The sequence below is a fragment of the Bdellovibrionales bacterium genome, assembly GCA_041662785.1.
Lineage (GTDB): Bacteria > Pseudomonadota > Alphaproteobacteria > UBA9219 > UBA9219 > UBA8914.
On sequence record JBAZRW010000010.1, the window covers coordinates 26523 to 44694 of the forward strand.

General features: G+C 48.1%; 16 protein-coding genes, 1 tRNA gene and 1 pseudogene. 8 read left to right on the top strand and 10 right to left on the bottom strand.

Translation table 11 applies throughout. The features are described 5' to 3' along the window. Positions 1-8: 8 nt before the first annotated feature. The 5 genes and pseudogenes from WC612_07155 to WC612_07175 all read right to left on the bottom strand — a co-directional run bounded on the left by WC612_07155 (position 9) and on the right by WC612_07175 (position 6996). Positions 9-623 (bottom strand): annotated as a pseudogene (locus tag WC612_07155) (IS630 family transposase). 466 nt (positions 624-1089) lie between these two features. Next, on the bottom strand, positions 1090-3408 hold the full coding sequence (locus WC612_07160; protein MFA6280551.1) for a DUF5696 domain-containing protein: 2319 nt from the start codon (positions 3406-3408) through the stop codon (positions 1090-1092). Positions 3409-3428: 20 nt separating this feature from the next. Then, positions 3429-4247 carry a glycosyltransferase gene (locus WC612_07165; GenBank protein ID MFA6280552.1) on the bottom strand — a complete coding sequence of 273 codons (819 nt, stop codon included), beginning with the start codon at positions 4245-4247 and terminating at the stop codon, positions 3429-3431. After that, a complete protein-coding gene (wzy, locus tag WC612_07170; protein ID MFA6280553.1) occupies positions 4240-5736 on the bottom strand; it encodes an O-antigen polysaccharide polymerase Wzy in 1497 nt (498 codons plus the stop codon). The genes WC612_07165 and wzy overlap by 8 nt, the downstream gene beginning before the upstream one ends. Positions 5737-5739: 3 nt before the next feature. Beyond that, complete coding sequence (locus tag WC612_07175) at positions 5740-6996, bottom strand: hypothetical protein (protein MFA6280554.1); 1257 nt, start codon at positions 6994-6996, stop codon at positions 5740-5742. A 227-nt stretch (positions 6997-7223) separates the two neighbouring features. On the opposite strand from WC612_07175, the gene WC612_07180 reads away from it, so the two are divergent. Beyond that, on the top strand, positions 7224-8090 hold the full coding sequence (locus tag WC612_07180; protein ID MFA6280555.1) for an ATP-grasp fold amidoligase family protein: 867 nt from the start codon (positions 7224-7226) through the stop codon (positions 8088-8090). 8 nt (positions 8091-8098) lie between these two features. Here WC612_07180 and WC612_07185 read toward each other — a convergent pair whose 3' ends face one another. Beyond that, positions 8099-9256, bottom strand: coding sequence for a glycosyltransferase (locus WC612_07185; GenBank protein MFA6280556.1), 1158 nt, complete (start codon positions 9254-9256; stop codon positions 8099-8101). A gap of 638 nt (positions 9257-9894) precedes the next feature. Between WC612_07185 and WC612_07190 the strand changes: the two genes are divergently transcribed. Together WC612_07190 and WC612_07195 are read left to right on the top strand one after the other, a co-directional pair. After that, the gene (locus tag WC612_07190) at positions 9895-10881 is read left to right on the top strand and encodes an NAD-dependent epimerase/dehydratase family protein (protein MFA6280557.1); all 987 of its coding nucleotides are present in this window, start codon (positions 9895-9897) and stop codon (positions 10879-10881) included. 42 nt (positions 10882-10923) lie between these two features. Beyond that, positions 10924-12231 (top strand): UDP-glucose/GDP-mannose dehydrogenase family protein, encoded by a 1308-nt coding sequence (locus WC612_07195; protein ID MFA6280558.1) that lies wholly within the window; start codon positions 10924-10926, stop codon positions 12229-12231. Between the two features lie 165 nt (positions 12232-12396). On the opposite strand, the gene WC612_07200 is transcribed toward WC612_07195, so the two are convergent. From WC612_07200 to WC612_07210, 3 genes are all read right to left on the bottom strand, one after another. Next, entirely contained in the window at positions 12397-12636 is a 240-nt protein-coding gene (locus WC612_07200; GenBank protein ID MFA6280559.1) for a hypothetical protein, read from the bottom strand. Continuing rightward, positions 12636-13343, bottom strand: coding sequence for a structural protein P5 (locus WC612_07205; GenBank protein ID MFA6280560.1), 708 nt, complete (start codon positions 13341-13343; stop codon positions 12636-12638). The genes WC612_07200 and WC612_07205 overlap by 1 nt, the downstream gene beginning before the upstream one ends. An 86-nt stretch (positions 13344-13429) precedes the next feature. Next, positions 13430-13504 (bottom strand) — tRNA-Val (locus WC612_07210). A gap of 115 nt (positions 13505-13619) precedes the next feature. Between WC612_07210 and WC612_07215 the strand changes: the two genes are divergently transcribed. Together WC612_07215 and WC612_07220 are read left to right on the top strand one after the other, a co-directional pair. Beyond that, positions 13620-14345, top strand: a complete 726-nt coding sequence (locus WC612_07215; GenBank protein MFA6280561.1) for a response regulator transcription factor — start codon at positions 13620-13622, stop codon at positions 14343-14345. Positions 14346-14355: 10 nt separating this feature from the next. Then, entirely contained in the window at positions 14356-15693 is a 1338-nt protein-coding gene (locus WC612_07220) for an ATP-binding protein (protein MFA6280562.1), read from the top strand. Positions 15694-15702: 9 nt separating this feature from the next. Here WC612_07220 and WC612_07225 read toward each other — a convergent pair whose 3' ends face one another. After that, a complete protein-coding gene (locus WC612_07225) occupies positions 15703-16029 on the bottom strand; it encodes a TIGR02300 family protein (protein MFA6280563.1) in 327 nt (108 codons plus the stop codon). 200 nt (positions 16030-16229) lie between these two features. On the opposite strand from WC612_07225, the gene WC612_07230 reads away from it, so the two are divergent. Genes WC612_07230 through WC612_07240 form a run of 3 tightly spaced genes read left to right on the top strand, consistent with a single transcriptional unit; the run spans position 16230 to position 17879 of the window. After that, a complete protein-coding gene (locus tag WC612_07230; GenBank protein MFA6280564.1) occupies positions 16230-16823 on the top strand; it encodes an MFS transporter in 594 nt (197 codons plus the stop codon). A 16-nt stretch (positions 16824-16839) separates the two neighbouring features. After that, complete coding sequence (locus WC612_07235; GenBank protein MFA6280565.1) at positions 16840-17340, top strand: RDD family protein; 501 nt, start codon at positions 16840-16842, stop codon at positions 17338-17340. Between the two features lie 2 nt (positions 17341-17342). Further along, positions 17343-17879 (top strand): RDD family protein, encoded by a 537-nt coding sequence (locus WC612_07240; protein MFA6280566.1) that lies wholly within the window; start codon positions 17343-17345, stop codon positions 17877-17879. Positions 17880-18172: the final 293 nt, after the last annotated feature.

Sequence of the window (18172 nt, forward strand, 5' to 3'; positions counted from 1 at the left end):
AGCATTTTTCAAGTAGGTTGGCCATAACCTGAGTTGGAAAGATAGTTTGAGCATTCGGTTGGAGAGTAGCTGTCCAAAAGTTTGCCGATCACTGTCCACAAAGCATCAACGGTTCTGGCCGCTGCTTTTCTGAGCAGGGTTTTGAGTTTAGAAAAGACCTGTTCGATGGGGTTCAGGTCAGGGCTGTAAGGGGGCAAGAAAAGGACGTTTGCACCCGCCGCTTCGATTGCTTCGCGCACGCCCACCACTTTGTGCGATCCGAGATTGTCCATCACAACGATGTCGCCTGCTTTGAGTGTTTTGACGAGGCTTTGTTCCACCCAAGCCAAGAAGCTTGTTCCATTGATCGGGCCGTCAAAGACATAAGGCGCGGTGATTTCGTCATGACGCAAGGCTGCGATGAAGGTCGTCGTTTTCCAATGGCCATGAGGCGCATAATCGACAAGGCGTTCGCCTTTCGGCGCCCAACCTCGCAAAGGCGTCATGTTGGTTTTTGCCCATGTTTCGTCGAGAAAAACAAGACGCTTCGGATCAAGACTTTCTTGAAGCTTTTTGAACGCATCTCGGGCTTCTGCCACATCCTTCCGTTTCTGCTCGGCTCCAAATACCGTTTTTTTTATTGCTGTAGCCAAGCCTTTTGAGAAAGCGGAAAAGCGTCGTCGTTCCAACGGCAACCTTACGGGAAGATAAAACTTCCTTTATTTCTTTCAGCGTCGCGTCCGGTGTTCCGTGGATAAGAGCCTCCACCTCCGACCCATGCTTTTCAAGAATGGGCCGCATGTGTCCGCCAAACTTAGCGTGGCTGTCAACATCGCCTCCTTGTCGAAACATCAAAAGATACCGTCGGACGCTACGTTCCCCAACTTTGAATATTCGTGCAATTTCAGCTTGTGAGCATTTTGTGGCCTGAACCATGCGTACAATGGCTCGTCTCGTCTCAAGTGGTAAGGGTTTTCCCATTCATACTGGCCTCCGACCCAGTACACAGTATGAATCACATTCCAACTGATTTGGGAATCCCCTATCTAGGCCAACCTACTCGGAAAATGCTCTAGATGAAGAATTGTTGCGACGGTTTTGCAGTTGCGCTTACCAATAATAAGCTGTAGCCCCCCTTAAAGGCAGCCGCCAAAAGGCTCCGTCCTGAATCGGTGAAATTTTGGGCCCTGCAAGGCTCTCTTCATGTACAACATCAGGCATAGGAATATGCTTGTTGTTGATGGCGACTTCAAAATCTCGCTCACGATTTAGCGGCCTTAACACCCAAATTCCATTTTCTTCACGATGAAGCGCTACTGTTCCGTTCGTTTTAATCGTTCCGAAATCAACGACGCGACTTGATTGGTTCACGCGCATCGGAGCTGTGAAAAGGATGTTCGAGGAGATCAGATCCAGCTTGTCCTTAGGATAATCGGCAGGATCACGTGCGTTGGCAAAAAGCGAATTTCTCGTTTCCGCATAATCCACGATAAGTCCGTCACGAATGGCTGTATAGGCTCGCAAGTCCTTCCCTTCTGCCATCCACCCATACTGGGGAAGAACCAAAGCATCGTAAGAAAAGGGAGCTTTGGCACTATTGCCAACAATTTTGACACCGTTGTTATATATTATCTGAACGCGCGTCCAATTGCCGACGCGAGAAGCCTCATCGAGGCCAACCCATTTGCCATCGACATCGTAAAGGATGGATTTCACTTCAGCGAGATTTGTTCTCTGCGCAACGGGTCCAATAAGTTCGAACTCAGTTAGGGCATAGGCGGGGACAGACCACGCCTTAGTGCTTAAAAAAGGCGCATGGCCGAAAACAATTTCTTGCATTCGATAGGCATCCGTCAAAAGGGGATTGAATACATCTTCGCGCTTTAGACCCCATCTCTCAAAATACCCCATGCCGTGATTAACTTGCAGGGGATGAATTTCTCTTAAATTGAAATCAACAATCAAAGGCAAAATAGGACCTGCCCCTTTGTTCGTCCAATAAGTTTGCCCCGTAACACCATCGGCACTCCCCGACCAGAAAAAGTGTCCCCATCCGCCTTCACCAAAAACGGGGCCTTTGTGCGTGTTTCTTAAGTAGGTCAACAGTTCTATTCTGGCTTCGTTATAGGTGGTATATTTTCCAGCACCGTCTGTTTCTGCGTTCATGTCAACATCAACCCAAGGCAACCGGCTTGGAATAACATCGATGAATGAGGCTGTTGTTCTATAGCGCTTGTGAATTTCTGGCGCCTGCATCAAGGCGTTTTTAATAAGGGCATCAGGGCGAACGCTATACGCCCAAACGCCAGCATCATTGGTAAATGCCTTGATGCGCTCCCCTGTGGAAGATTTTGATAAAAAGCTTTCATGGAAGAGAGGGCTGTCATCATGAACCATCATAAAGTTTTGATGAAGCACCATCTCATGCCCCATTGCTTTTCCTACGGCCAAAACGTCCTTCAGCCCCTTATCACCGCCAAGACGGTCGCTTGCAGGAGCGTGTACAGGAAGCCCTATATCAAAGCCTTTGTTTTGCCAAACATGAATAAGGACAATGCCATTGCGCAATCCATAGGACGCCAACATTTTAAGTTGGTCAGCAAATACATTGAAGGGGCGCGTCCAGACATCTAAAACAGGGCGTCCCGCCACAACATTGCGATAGGGTGAAGGCTCATTGGGTGCGCGAGGGAAAGTCTCATTGATGTGCTCGCTCACCGTGATAATAAACCGTTCATTCAATTTATTCCTCTGCCCGCTTGTCAGGGGGTCATAAAGAGCCTTACGTTTATCTTGTCCGCTAGCGTGACTGAATGTCCAATCATAGTAGCCCGACGCGAATAAATCTTGTCGCGAGAAATAGGAAACCTCGAAAGGATTATAGGGAACCTGAATCTTTCGTGTTGCCAAGCCCCCCCAGTCTCCAACATCAAGAGCCGCAAGCAAAGGCTCTGTTGCATGAAGATCAACGATAAGCGATTTCCCCTGCATCCATGCGAATATCTGAAGGTTCAGCGGTGTATCATGAAGGGTGTAGTCTAAGGATAAAACAGCGCATGACCCTTTGTGCATCCACATGCTTTTAACCGGAACCAGCCGTTCCTTAAACGCGCCCCATTTCCATTCAAGAGAAACGGGGATGGCCTCACCTTTCTTGCCGGAGAGGCTGAGTCGACCCAACCCGTCTGAAATAGAATCCGGTTTTTTCCAAGCATACGTTAAAGAACTTTCTTTCCCTTGATAATGAAAAAGGGCTTGGCTGGGCGTGATATCAAACGTATTTTCGGCAATCGTCACCGCGAGCCTAGGGGCAACGCGCACCTCACCTCCACAAGGGGCATCAGCAAACGATGAAGGCGCTGGTGCTGCATGCGCACTTTGCGCCGAACACATAACGAGAACAAAAAGAAGACAGCTTATGCGTTTCATATATGGATCCATGCCGTGAATTAAGAAGGAGTTCCGCCTTGAGAGATTTTTCTGCCATAAACCAGCTTCTTCACCCGGTTCACTAACGAAAAGGGAACGGCGATAAGACAGATTGTTTTGCCCATCCCCACATAGCAACGCCAATTGGCGATTTCAAACATGCGCCACTGCACCTCAAGACGCACAGTAAGTTGCCGCCGTCTTTTCTGAAAAGAGATGCCTTTTTGCGAGATGCAATAATCCAACAAATACTCAGGAATGTTGGCAACTTGGTGTTTTTTAATCAAACGTCTTAGGAAATCATAGTCCTGAGCCGTTTCATAAGATGTGTTGTAAAACCCAACGTCGCGAAAAACAGCGGCGCGCATAAACCAAGTCGGATGATAAAGAGCGCTATTTGAATACATCCGGTTCTTTATTTCTTGCGACGTCGGCGGCGGGCTAAGGCTCATGATCGTCTCACGCGTATCTTCATCGAAAAGCCGAATCCAACAACCGACAAGGTCTATCTCTGGATGGTTTTCAAGGAAAGCCATCTGTTTTTCAAAGCGCGTCGGAAGAGAAATGTCATCGGCATCGGCACGCGCAATATAAGGAAAGTTTTGTTTTAGGATAACGTCAAGCCCATGGTTCAACGCCGTAGGCAGGCCGACGTTTTTGTCTAACCTAAGAATCGTAAGATTATCGCGAGCAGGCAAAAGGTCGATGACGTGACGCACGCTTCCATCATCAACAATAAATAAATGCAAAGGAGCTTGGTTTAACAAAACACTCTCAACAGCCTCGACAAGAGTCTTCTCGGCATTATAAGCAGCCATAAGAACAGCAATTTTAGTCACGGGGGGACTCCTTGTTTCGTAATCCAATTAAGGCTTGTCGTTTTGGTTTTTCACGCCCACCAAGCGATAGTTTTTTGAAGCATAGAACGATTGAACAAGGTAAGAAACAGAACCAAACAATCTCTCGCAAAATATGTCTTGTTTCGGCCCTTGGATAAAAAAGAATGATGCAACTTAAGCATCCCATAAAAGCAACGGATATTCTATTTTCTGTTAGGAGCGTTTTTATAGACAATGCGGCCAGAATATACCCTAAAAGCCCACTTATCAGAAAAATGCCAAGCCATCCATAATTATAATAGGCTTCAGCAACAAAGCTAAAACCGTATCCTCCACCTTGAACAGCCCATTGTGGCTCCATGATCGCGACAAGCCATCGACTAAGACTGCTTGCGTTGTATTCTGCGGCTCCAGAAAAATGTGGTACCAACACACCAAGCGCAGTCCAATAGCTTTCCCCATAAGCAAAATCATGTTTGTTGGGAACAAGATCATAAACCCAAGCGATAATTCGCAAGCCCGATTGGCCCATTTCATCAAGAATAGAAACGATCGGATTGTCCACTCCGGAAAAAGCCGCAAGATAAACCGATAGGTCACTGCGGTCAGCACCAGCACTCATTCGCGTTATGCGAATGATCGGGAAGACAAAAAAGAGGAGAAAAATTCCAGAAAAAATGAGCAGGCTCTTAGGGAGAGGTTTGATCGTTTTGTGCCAGACCCATGCGCTTGCCAATAATGGCATAATGGCTCTGGATCGTTCTCCAAGAAAAAAGAAAGGCAAGGAATAATAACAAATCATCGCAGCAGCAAAGAAGGCTTGCCTCTTATTCTTTCGACAACCTGAAAGAAGCAGAAGGCATCCTGGAAGAAAAAACATCCCCCAGTTCCGCATTAGAGAGGTCGTTGCGTCAAAGCTGCCGCCCCTATACATATAGGCTCCATAGCCCCCGGCCATAACGCGCCCGATATTATGATAGACGTTTAATGTTACAGGAATTAAAGAAAATACAATAATTGCCCACCCTACTTTGCGGAGAATTGCTTCGTCGCGGAGCATGTCTCTTTCTTCTTTTGGCGAACGTAAAGAATAAGCGGTTTTAAACTTAAGTCCTCCGCCAATTCCAAAACAAACGAAAGCAGCAAAAATTTGCAAGAGGGCCATATTCGTCGTTTCAGGCGAAACGATGGAGTACAAAATTCCGCCGATGACATCGGCAAGGCCTAGCAGGTAAAGGATCTGATGCCCACACAAAAAGAGGAGCATGGAAAGAAGAAAAAGGGTAAAAGGATCAAACGATGAACCAGCAATTCTTCGCCAGAAAAGAAAGAGACATCCAGCGTATAAGACCGTTAGCAGCGACGTGGAATACATCAGTTCGCCGCTGTTTGTGTCAAATATGATAAAAGTTGTAAGCGCCAGTATTATTGCAACAAAAGTTACAATGTAGAAAAAAGTCGTTGAGCCTTGGTTTCGAATTTGCCTCATGCTTTATCTACCCCCTTTTTTTAGATAGACGTATCGAACGACGCTGCCGATGCCAACCGTTAGAAGAACCGCCCAAGCAGCCCCCATAAGATCCCACGAAGGAATCAAAAGCATAGGAAGAACCGCAGAAGCCACCAACACATAAAGACCTGTGACAAGCGTTTTTATATCTTTGTTTTGGCTGTAAAAACTAACCCCCAGAACCTCGTAAAGCATACGCCCAACAAAGCCTGCCAAGATAATGGGGTAAACTGAAAAATAGCGTTCGGCAAGGGGTTGTTTTAGGTGCGGCAAAAGGAAAGAAAGCGCCCAATAGGCGGCAAACGAAAGTGCCACAGAAATCAAAAGTGTTTGTTTGACGCATTTTCTGAACGTACACCAATACAGCGCAAGGTCCTTGGTAAAGGCGCTAATCAAGCTCGGGCGATAAAGGGTTATCGTTCCCGTCCTAACAAGATTTCCAAGAGCGTTGCCGATTGACCAATAAAGAACATAGACGCCCGTTAGTTCTAACCCCAAGAAAACTGAAATAATGTACCGATCCAAAAACTGGCTTGCTGTATTGGCTATATCATTAAGGTACAGGAATTTTGCTTGATAAAGTTGCTTTTTCAACCACGTCTTAGACGAGGATTGAAAACTTCTTTTTCTCCATGGCCACGTTCTTGTGACATAGGCAAAAAAAGCTAAAGCCACTATGCCTCCTCCAACCCAAAAGAAAAGCAGTATGTTGATGTCGCGCAAAGCGGGAAAGACCAGAGCCAAGGGCATGTAGATATAGATCCACAAACCGGATCGAATAAAAAGGGAAAGGTTGGCAACAATCGGGCGGCTAAGGCTATTCAGAAGAACAAAAATATCGTTATTCGCGTGTTCAAGAAAGGTAATCAAAACAATTGAAAGCGCGAAGAATAAGGCCGTGTGATCCGTAAGAGCCACCCCAACAATAGTCGGAAGGCCCAAAATACAATAAAGAAAGGTAAAGCAGCGCATATAAACAATCACTGTATCGGCAACGCTTTCCAGGGATTGCGTTACAGCCGTCCGCGCAAAGTTATTAATGATGCCAAACCCCATCACGACAGGAATGATCGCGCTAACACCGACAACCAGACCATAAACGCCCAAGGCCTTTAGGTCGAGAAAACGCGCAATAAACATCGTTAGAAGAAATTTGGCGACAAGGGATGCCCCCCTCATCTTCATGATTGTAAGAGAGTGCAATAATGTATGATTACATGGCACATGCGCAACAGCCATCAGGTTTCTTTCCAAAAAAGACCCGCTTTTATCGGGATACCCCTTAAAGACTACTTTATAGAGGGGTTGTAAGGCACTTGTCCCTTATTTACAACCTTTTTACAAGGCAGCCGTTTCTGTTTCATTGAAGAAAAGACCGCGCTTTGAACCTAAATCCTTTCTATATTGATGATCTAGGAAGTCTCTGATAGATAGGGGGCCTACAAAATGGTGAAAGGGGTTCCGTCATGATAAGGAAAATGGTTAGAAACATTTATTGGTTCTGCATGAACCTACTTCCGGAATATGGGGCAGTTAATCTCATTTATTTTATGGCGTTCAAGAAATTTCCTAACTTGAAAAACCCGAAGACACTTAATGAAAAGATTTCGTGGCGAAAACTCTATCAGCGTGATACTAGGTTTCCTCTCTTTGCAGATAAAATTACGGTAAAGGACGAGATTGAAAAAATCATTGGCAAAGAATATGTGATCGAAACTTTATGGACGGGGGAAACACCCGAAGAGATTCCCTTTGATACCCTCAAACCTCCCTATGTCATTAAGGTTAGCCACAGCAGCGAAGGAAACATATTTATTCGCGCAGACAAGGATATTAATAAAGAAAAAATCGTTGACGATCTAAATAAGCAACTTCGTTTTTCTCATGGCTGTGAAAGCCGAGAGTGGGGTTACAGGGACATTCCTCATCGGGTGTTGATTGAGTGCATGATTGAGATGCCGAATAACGAAGTTCCAGAGGATTATAAATTCTTTGTATATGACGGACACGCTTCCTTTGTTCAGGTTGATTATGGTCGTTTTACAGAGCACAAGCGGAATTTTTATTCACGGGATTGGGAATTTATCCCGACAACGTATCAGCACTATCCGAACACAGACACCCCCATGCCAGCTCCAGCAAATTTGAAAGAAATGGTTCTTATCGCAGAAAAAATTGGAAAACAATTCGATTTTGCGCGCGTGGATTTATACTCGACCCCAAAGGGTGTGTTATTCGGTGAGGTTACTTTCTATCCGGGGGCTGGACGTGGCCCCTTCGTCCCTGAAATTTGGGATGAGAAATTCGGCGAGCCTTGGAAAATAAAGAAATAAAGCAGCGCTTACTTTATCGGCAAATTAAGAATTTGCCGATATTTCTGCGCGACGGCATCAACTTTGAATTGATTTAAATGATGCAGCAGCTCCGCACTCATTGGCGGTTTGGGTCGTTGAAGAATTTCAATAATGCCATTTGCCAAAGCCACCTCGTCGCCTACTGGAACGAGTTTGCCAAACCGTCCATTTTCAAGAACATCCGAAGGCCCTGTTCTGCAATCTGTGCTGATAACGGGTGTGCCTGTTGTAAGGGCCTCGATAAGAACACCAGGGAGCCCTTCCCATGCAGAGGATAAGACAAAAACATTCGCACGATGAATATAACTCAATGGATTTGTGACAAACCCAAGAAAATGGGTATCTTTGGCAACACCCAAGGATGCCGCAAGTTGTTTAAGCTTGTTCTTAAGCGGACCAACGCCAAGGATAAGGAGTTGGCTGGGACTCTTTTTTCTGACAAGCGCAAAGGCTTTTAGAAGCGTTGGATAATCTTTTTGCTGGTGCAATCGTCCAACAGCTATAAGGGTAGGCAGAGTCGTATCAATACAGGATGGATAGACAGGCTCTTCCTTTATTCTTGAAGAGAAATCAGGCTGAATGAGAGGATTATATATAAGATGTATGGGCGTTTTTTTAAGCGTTGGAACGCACATCAATTGTTGTGCAATGCCCTTTGAAATGGCAAATATACCGTCTGCTTTAGGATAGCTAAAAGCAAGAAGGGTGAGCCAAGGCAGCCGATAGAACTGTTTCCACAGAGGCTCTGATGTGATCAACGTGCCTTCCATGCGAATGAATAATTTGTGCTGATGCTTGCTGAGCCATTTGCCAAAGCCAGCAATAATACTCGGCCTTTCTATTGAACTAAGGACTATTGGCGGTTTAGCGATCTTAAGGTAGCGTAGGTAATCGGGAAGCGAAAAAACAACACGTTTCTGATCGAGGCTTACAATTCTAACTGTTGGGGGAACCTGATCTTTAAGTTCGCCGACGAACTTGCAAACAACAAGATCAACGCGCCAGCCATTCGATGCAAAAAACGTCGCAAGATTTATCAGTATGCGTTCAGCGCCGCCGCCCCCAAGTGTTGCCGTGAATAAAGCTATATCTGGTGGCAAGCATGTGGTGAGGTTGTGATCGTCGAGGCGTGTAGGGTTGGTCATAAGCTTGTTCTTGCTCTCTAAAAAGGGCTTATCTTAACTTGGTTGGACTATAGAGCATTCAAGAATGTGTTTACAAGCCTTTGATGATCTGCAGCCTAAACGTGCCAAGTCTTTGCTGCGACATTCGCCGCTAGCAATTTTTAGTTTGTCAGTAACAGATGTCGTCACCACATGCACAACATGCCCCTTCTTTCTAGGCCCCCAACACTATGATAAACAACAACATTCCGTATTAATGATAATCATAACAGCCTGTTTCATAATTAACAGCTTAATAATTGCACCTTTACCAACTAATCTTAAAAGACTAAGTAGATTTGGCTTTTACATTTGTTTGAGGCAAAAAGGAGAATATATAACAAATTTGATGATTGCAACCTTATGTCTAATTGCTGTGTTGTTTGTTGTTATTCGACAACTAAATACAAAGTTTGAAGGTGGATGTTTCTATTAAGCTTTGATTGCTTGGGTATTACGCCTGATATAAGTTGTTGCCGTTCTCTGGTATAAGTTTTACGAACAAAGAAGCAAACGCTCACTTTCTTAAAAGGAGATGACTCCTTGGGTAGCTATCTTCTGAAGGATTCGCTTAATTCTTAGCGAGGGCTAAGACAGTATTCTGTAAATGGAAGTGTATTATGAAAGTTTTGATAACAGGCGTAGCAGGATTTATCGGCACATCTTTAGCTCTGAGGCTTCTGGCGACAGGCAATGAAGTCATTGGGATCGACAATCTCAATGATTACTATGATGTAAATCTAAAAAAAGCGCGGCTTGAACTGGTGCGGGCTTCTGGAAAAGAAGCGTTTGTTTTTTATCAAATGAACATCACCGATAAAGAAGCCATGCTTGGTTTGGAAGAAAAGTGCCATGACGTTACGCATGTGGTAAACCTTGCTGCCCAGCCGGGGGTTCGTTATTCGCTGATTAATCCGTTCGCCTATGTTGAAACAAACGTGATGGGTTTTGTTGTTCTGACCGAGCTGGCACGCCGCTTGCCTAAGTTAGAGCAGTTTGTTTACGCCAGTTCGTCTTCCGTCTATGGCGGTAACACGAAAACGCCGTTCTCCATCGACGATCCAGTGGAGAAACCCGTTTCGTTTTATGCCGCAACCAAGCGTAGCGATGAGCTGATGGCCTACACCTACGCGCATTTGTATAAAATGCCTTGCACGGGCCTTCGGTTCTTTACTGTTTACGGACCATGGGGCCGCCCAGATATGGCAGCATATTTATTTACGACGAATATTCTTGCAGGCAAACCCATTCCTGTTTTCAACAATGGTAACTTGCGCAGGGATTTCACATATATTGATGACATCATCTCTGGCATTGTTGGGGTTTTAAACAATCCCATGCATGCTGAACCGGATGCGGTTCCGTGGCGTCTTTACAACATCGGTAATTCGCAGACGGAGACACTGATGGACTATATCAGCGAGATTGAAACGGCTTTGGGGAAAAAGGCGGTTTACGACTTCCTTCCCATGCAAGCCGGCGATGTTTACGAAACGTTTGCAGAAATTGATGCAACTAAAAAGGATTTCGGATATGCTCCGACAACGACCATTCGCGAAGGCATCCCGCGTTTTATTGAATGGTACAAAAATTATCATGGCGTCTAACGTCCAAAGAAATCAGAACATCTAGAAAGCTAGGAGACAGAAATGAATGTTATAATGCTTGGTGCCGGTTATGTCGGTTTGGTTTCCGGCGCATGCTTCGCTGAGTTTGGGGTGAATGTTACCTGCGTTGATCCAGATGAAGGTAAAATCCAACGCCTTCACGATGGCATCATCCCCATTTATGAACCTGGCCTTGATGATCTTGTTAAAAAGAATGTGGCCGCAGGCCGCCTTAATTTTTCAACGGCGCTAGCTAAATGCGCCCCCGAAGTAGATGCTGTTTTTATCGCCGTCGGCACGCCAACGCGACGCGGGGATGGTCATGCAGATCTGTCTTATGTGTATCAAGCGGCGCGTGATATCGCGGCCTATTTGACGCCCGACCATTTTACTGTTGTTGTGACTAAATCCACCGTTCCCATCGGCACAGGCCGTGAGGTGGAGAAGATCATTCGTGAAGTCAATCCATTATCCAGCTTTGGTGTCGCTTCAAACCCAGAGTTCCTGCGCGAAGGCTCTGCCATCGGCGATTTCATGCGCCCTGACCGCGTCGTCTTTGGAACGAACAGTGAGAAGGCTGCCGACGTCATGAAGGCGCTTTATCGCCCGCTTTACCTGCTTGAAACGCCTATCGTCCAAACGACACTGGAATCCTCCGAGCTGACAAAATATGCTGGCAATGCTTTCTTGGCGACTAAGATTACCTTTATCAATGAAATGGCTGACCTTTGCGAAAAAGTCGGTGCGAACGTACAAGACGTTGCACGCGGCATTGGGCTTGATGGCCGTATCGGCAAAAAGTTTCTGCATGCAGGCCCTGGCTATGGCGGCTCATGCTTTCCCAAAGATACGCTCGCGCTTGTGAAAACGGCGCAGCAAGTTGGCTCGCCTGTGCGGATCGTGGAAACTGTTGTCGATATCAACAACAAGCGCAAGGCTCATATGTCCGAGCGAGTAATCGCTGCGGCTGGCGGCGACGTAAAAGGCAAGATCGTTGCCGTTTTGGGCGTATCATTCAAGCCAAACACGGACGACATGCGTGACTCTGTTGCCCTAGACGTAATCCCTGTTTTGCAAGCCGCAGGCGCAACCGTCCAAGCGTTCGATCCCGTCGCGATGGAAGAAGCAGGCAAACTTCTGCCGAACGTGACGTGGGCGAAGGACACATATGGAGCCCTTAAGGGAGCTTGTGTGGCTGTCATCCTTACCGAATGGAACGAGTTCCGCAGCCTTGATTTCGACCGCGCCAAAAGCGTGATGGCTGCCCCTGTTCTTGTCGATTTGCGTAATATTTATAAACCGGAAGAAATGGCTAAAACAGCTTTTTCCTATACCTCCATCGGCAGATAAGGGTAGATTCTTTATTCACATTCTCTGAGCTGAAGACGGATTGTTTCACACTCCATCAATGCCTCAGGAAACACTGCTCCCTCTGGTGCTGTTTCAGTTTCAGCTGCAAGCTTTTTCTGAAACTCGCGGCTATATTCTTTGATCGGTGGACAAACGCAGGCGGGGTTAGAAATTGCCGTCCCGCAGGCGCTTAACGAGGTCAGCGCGAGTGCGAGGAGCATCCAGCGTGGCGCGAAGTTGGGCATCTTTGATCTCCACTATTTTCTTGAGTTGGTCAAAGCGTTCGGCGGTGCGCCCTGATTGCTTTGCGCCGAGCAGAACGGCGGCCACAGACGCAGCAATCACACCCCAGCCGGCGATTTTTATGATGTTGCTGGAAAACCAGCCAGTGATAATCGTCCACATCACCGCAGACCCTTCCGGCTGTCATCGATCCGCGCCCAAATCATCACGCCGATGCCTATCAACGTGATCGCCAGTAACAACCACTTCGCCGCGTCAAGGTACGGAACAAGCGTTTGTAAGGCGTCACGGGCGGGATCAAGGGCATCTTTGGCGGCTTCTAGCGCCCAAAGTCCAACGGTAGCCGCTGTTGCGGTCTTTCCGCCCTTTACGGTGCGCGTGTGTTGCAAGTTCTTGGGTGCGGGTTCCACACCTGCCAGAACCAAGGCTTTGTCAACCTGCGCTCCCGTGTACGGCTGCTTGCCGTTTTCATAATGGACGATGGCCGTGACAACGGCATTAAGATGCTCGTATTTGTGCATGTTCAGCACGACGTCCGGCGCAAACCCCGTCTCGTCCGAAACAGCCTTGGTATATGCTACCGTGTCGTTTTCGACGTTAGGCGCCCAACGTCCGATAATCTGCCTGATCGTGCGCAGGCCATTCTTATCCTGATATTTTATCAGCGTTCGGGCCAAGGCGCGGATCCCGTAGATCGGGCTTTGAAACACAAAGAATAGCATTTCACCGAACAGCGCTTCGGGGCTTGTGCCTCTGGAGTGCTTCCACCCCGTCCAGTACGCGCCGCTTGAGCACACGCGGCTCTCGCATGGATCGTACCGATCACGCACGCGCACATCGTAGACGCGCCCTGTGTGCGAGTACCCCATGCAGAGGGATTGACGTAACACCCAATGAAACACCCAACAAAGATTTACGACGCTCTTTAAATATTCTCCAAGCCTTTGTAAAAGCGTGGTGGGTGCGACAGGGATTGAACCTGTGACCCCTACCGTGTGAAGGTAATGCTCTACCGCTGAGCTACGCACCCACGCTTTATTATAACGACTGAACCAAAAGCCTGTAACAGCTTTACTAAATCCGAGGCGGTAGATAGAAGGATTTTCCCTTTGCTGTCAAGCGTGTGGGGTGTTAATCTTGAAAAAATGACACAAAAGCCCATTTCCCCTGCTGCGAAGCCTCATATTCTGGTCGTTGATGATGATGACCGGCTGCGTGAGTTGTTGCGCCTGTTTCTTAGTAAGAATGGCTTTATCGTGAGTACGGCGGCGGGCGCGGCGCAGGCGCGGGGTATTTTTGCCTCTTTGGCGTATGATCTGGTGGTTTTGGACATCATGATGCCGGATGAAAGCGGTCTTGATCTAGCGCGCTCCTTGCGTAAAAAGGGACAGCCCCATGTCAAAGACATTCCGATCCTTTTTTTGACGGCGCGGGCGGAAGCCAGCGAACGCATTGAAGGCTTTGAGACAGGCTGCGATGATTATTTAACCAAGCCGTTTGAGCCGCGTGAATTGCTTTTGCGCATTAACGCGATCTTACGCCGTGCGCAAAAGGAGGAGGTGGCGCGGCCGCCTCTTCGCTTGGGGCGATGGCTTTATGATGCCAAACGTGGCGAGTTGTGTTCACAAGATGAAGTTATCCGTTTGACGGATACGGAAGCAGGCCTGATGCGCGTTCTGGCAGCTGAGCCGGGGGCTGTCGTAAGTCGCGAGCTTCTTGGTGAACTTAGCAAAGAAAGCGTGAATGATCGCACGGTCGATGTGCAGGTGACGCGCCTTCGCCGCAAGATTGAGGGCGATACGCGCAATCCGCGTTATTTGATCACGGTGCGAGGCGAGGGCTATTGCTTGATGCCTGATGATAACGGATAGAGGGGACACTATGGCCATCCTTAAGCTTCCCTTTTCCATGCGCTGGATCAAGCGGCTTCTTCCCAGTAGTCTGTTTGGCAGAACGCTTTTGATTATCGTGATGCCGACCTTGCTGGCGCTGATTGTTGCCACCTTCGTCTTTTTTGATCGTCATTGGTACACCACGACCAATCGGCTGACTATTGCCGTGGCGGCGGATATCTCGATGGTTGTGGAGATGCTTGACCTTATGAAGGACGATGAGGAAAAGGGAGCCCTGATCCGCATTGCCAATAAGAAAATGGATTTGTCGGTCACCTATCAGCCCAAAGAACATTTGTCCAAGCGCGTGAAGCACTATGCCAATCCTTTGTCTGAGATGCTGCGGCTCGCGTTGGATGAGCGCGTAGGATACCCGCACCTGATCGATATGCGCCGCGCCCCTGACATGGTTGCTGTACAGGTGGAGATTCCAAGGGGTCTTTACACGTTTTATGTGCCGCAGCGCCGCATTTATACGCCGACGACCGAGGTGTTTATAGGCTGGATGATTGGAAGCTCAATCCTCCTTTCCGGCATAGCCTTGTTATTTATGCAGGGTCAAATTCGCCCTGTCCGTCGCTTGGCTGAGGCCGCCGAGGCAATTGGCAAAGGACAGGATGTGCCATGGTTTAAGGTGGAGGGTGCTACCGAGGTGCGGCAAGCCAGCGCGGCGCTTATGGTGATGCGTGATCGCATTCATCGCGCGATGAACCAGCGTACGGCGATGCTGGCGGGGGTATCACATGATCTGCGTACGCCCCTGACGCGCATGAAGTTGCAGCTTGCTATGATGCAGGAGACGTCGCAAACACGGGGTTTTCAGGCTGACATTGCGGATATGGAAAACATGCTAGAGGCTTATCTGGCTTTTGCGCGGGGGGAAGAGGCTGAAGTTGTTACGCAGGTCGATTTGGTTAGCTTGCTCCAAGACATCATCGAGGGCATGAAGCGGCAAAATGATCACGTCACGCTTAAGGCTGATACGCCCTGTATCATGATGCTACGGGCGCACTCGATTAAGCGCTGCATTGGCAATCTGGTTAGCAACGCTGCTCGTTATGGAAAGAACGTGGTTGTGACGATGGCGCTGCGTGACCATGCCGTCGATATTCTTGTGGACGATGATGGGGCGGGGATTCCACGTGAAAAGCGTGAGGAAGTTTTCAGGCCCTTTATGAGGCTTGATGAATCGCGAAATAAGGATACGGGCGGTGTTGGCCTTGGCCTCACCATTGCGCGGGATATTGCGCGGGCCCATGGCGGAGACGTCGTGCTAGAAGAAGCCCCCTTGGGGGGGCTTCGCGCTCGAGTCTGGTTACCGGTTTAAAAAAGCGTTTTACCGTGCGTCGGATTCATCGTCAGTGGCGACATCGACGACATCATCAACATCGACTTCGTCTTCGCCTAGTTCGTCAATATCTTCAATGACCACATCATCAGCTTCATCCGAAGCCACGGGGATATCATCAATTTCTTCGGGTGCTGCGGTGATCTTGCGCGCCTTTTCCTCGGCGGCAGCGCGGCTGCGCCGTGATTTGGTCAGCGTTTCAGGATCAAAAACCGTCCCGCAGCTTGGACATACGGGCGGATTCTTTTTCATATCGTAATAGCGCGTGCCGCAATGCGGACAAATCCGTTTTAAACCCCACTCTGCTTTCGCCACGTTTAGTCTCCCTGCTCTGAATTTTTGGGCCGAAAAATAGATTATTTCGAAGGCGTAGTCCTGTGACATAGAAAATTCTATCTGTCAACGCGCTAGTATGGCAAGATTCTCCACCCGTCAATTTTTCTGACATGAATGAGGGGCTATCCCCAACTATATGGACTTGTTAACCTTAGCAATCTGTTCCTTCTCTTTATGGTTTGAAAGAAACGAGCGTTCATGACCGTACCCTTTCCCAAAGCCCTTCCTTCTGGTGGGTGGTCGCTGTTGGCGGCATTTTGACTTTGGCGCGTTTTAGCGAGGCTTTCCTTATCTTGCGTGCGCAAAGCATCGGGCTGCCTATGGCATGGGTTCCGCTGGTCATGGTGGTGATGAGTGTTGTTTACGCTCTGGCGGCCTATCCCGTCGGTATTCTTTCCGATCGCATAGAGCGTCGGTTTATTCTGATTATCGGAACGGGCCTCCTTATCTTGGCCGACCTTGTTCTGGCTTATGCTGGTAACGTCTGGGGCGTGATGATAGGCGTTGGCCTATGGGGCTTGCATATGGGGTTTTCTCAAGGCCTTCTCGCCGCCCTTATCGCCGACACAACGCCCGAAGAGAGGCGTGGAACCGCCTTTGGCCTCTTTAATCTTATAAGCGGCGTGTTGCTGCTGGTGGCCAGCGCTCTTGCGGGTCTTCTTTGGGAAAGGGGAGGGCCAGAGGCCACCTTTCTTATGGGGGCAAGTTTTAGCGCGATTGCCTTATTGGGCCTGTTTCTTTTTCCCCTCAAGGGTGACAGAATAGGCGCGTAACGAAAAGGAGCTGCACATGGCGACGACCCAAACGATCATCCCGCCGACAGAGCCACAGGACGTTCCCGTGATAGAGGGAAATCTAGGCAGCCTCTTGGCACGCTTCGTGGCGCTGGTAATTGACATGCTCATTATTAAGGTCGTTTTTTTTATCATTTTTATTCCGCTAGGGCTGGTGGCGTCGATTGGAACTTTTCTTATTATGCCAATGCCCCTGTTTTTCTTTGGTGGTGTAGGGCTTTCCTTTGTCGCAACGAGCGTTGTGGCCGCATGGCTTTATTTTGCGGTGCAGGAAAGCTCGGCGAGAGGTGCGACGATTGGCAAAAGGATTATGGGGCTTCGGGTCGTTGATGAAAACGGGCGGCGGCTTACGTTTTCTTTGGCCACGCTACGTTATGCCGTAAAAATCATCTCCATGATTCCTATGATGCTGGGATTCTTTCTGGCGTTTTTTACGTCCAAGAGACAGGCCCTTCACGATCTGATCGCAAACACTGTCGTTATTAAGGTATCCTGAAGATGGAGACAGTTATAGCCGATGCACCCCTTTATGCTGGTTTTGGCAAACGGCTTTATGCCTATCTGATAGACCAATCCATTATTCAGGGCGTTGCACTTGTTCTTTTGCTCCCGTTCGGGGGAGGGCTGTGGGATCAATTGTCGGGCGCGCTAACCCGTCAACCTACCACCTTGTCGATGCAAAGCGGCTCCTTTGATGTTTTGGCTGTTTCGATCACGGCGGCGGTATTGTTCTTTATGATTTTTCAGTTTGTTTTGGGCGTTGCCTATGGAACCGTGATGGAAGGCGGATGCGCGGGGGCGACTTGGGGTAAAAGATATTGCGGCCTGCGCGTGACGGACGTGCAGGGACAACGGATTGGCTATGGCGCGGCGGCGTTGCGTAATGCGGGAATCAATGTCCTGAGCGTGGCCTTGTCGATGGATATGACACTTGGACTAATGCTTGCGCCGTTTTATTTGATGCCTCTTTTTACAAAGAAGAAGCAAGCTTTGCACGATATTGTTGCCCAAACGATTGTGGTTCAAAGGCCGTAAACAAGACATTTCATGATATAGCTAATCCACCATAAATTGATAACGAGGTTTTGCATTACCCTCGCCGTCATTCCGGACTAAACTTTCTTTCGTCTTCTGCGAAGCCGAAGAGAAAGGATCGAAGGAATGACGGTTCATTTTAGGCACGTGTGCCTTATCCTTTTATATGGCATAATGATCAAAAGGTGTGGGTAGATTCACGATTTTGAGAGCAAAAAGCTGATCATTTTTCTCCGCCGATCCTTCTTCAATCCTCGATGTATTTTGACCTTGTTTTTCCAGTGAGCGAAGGA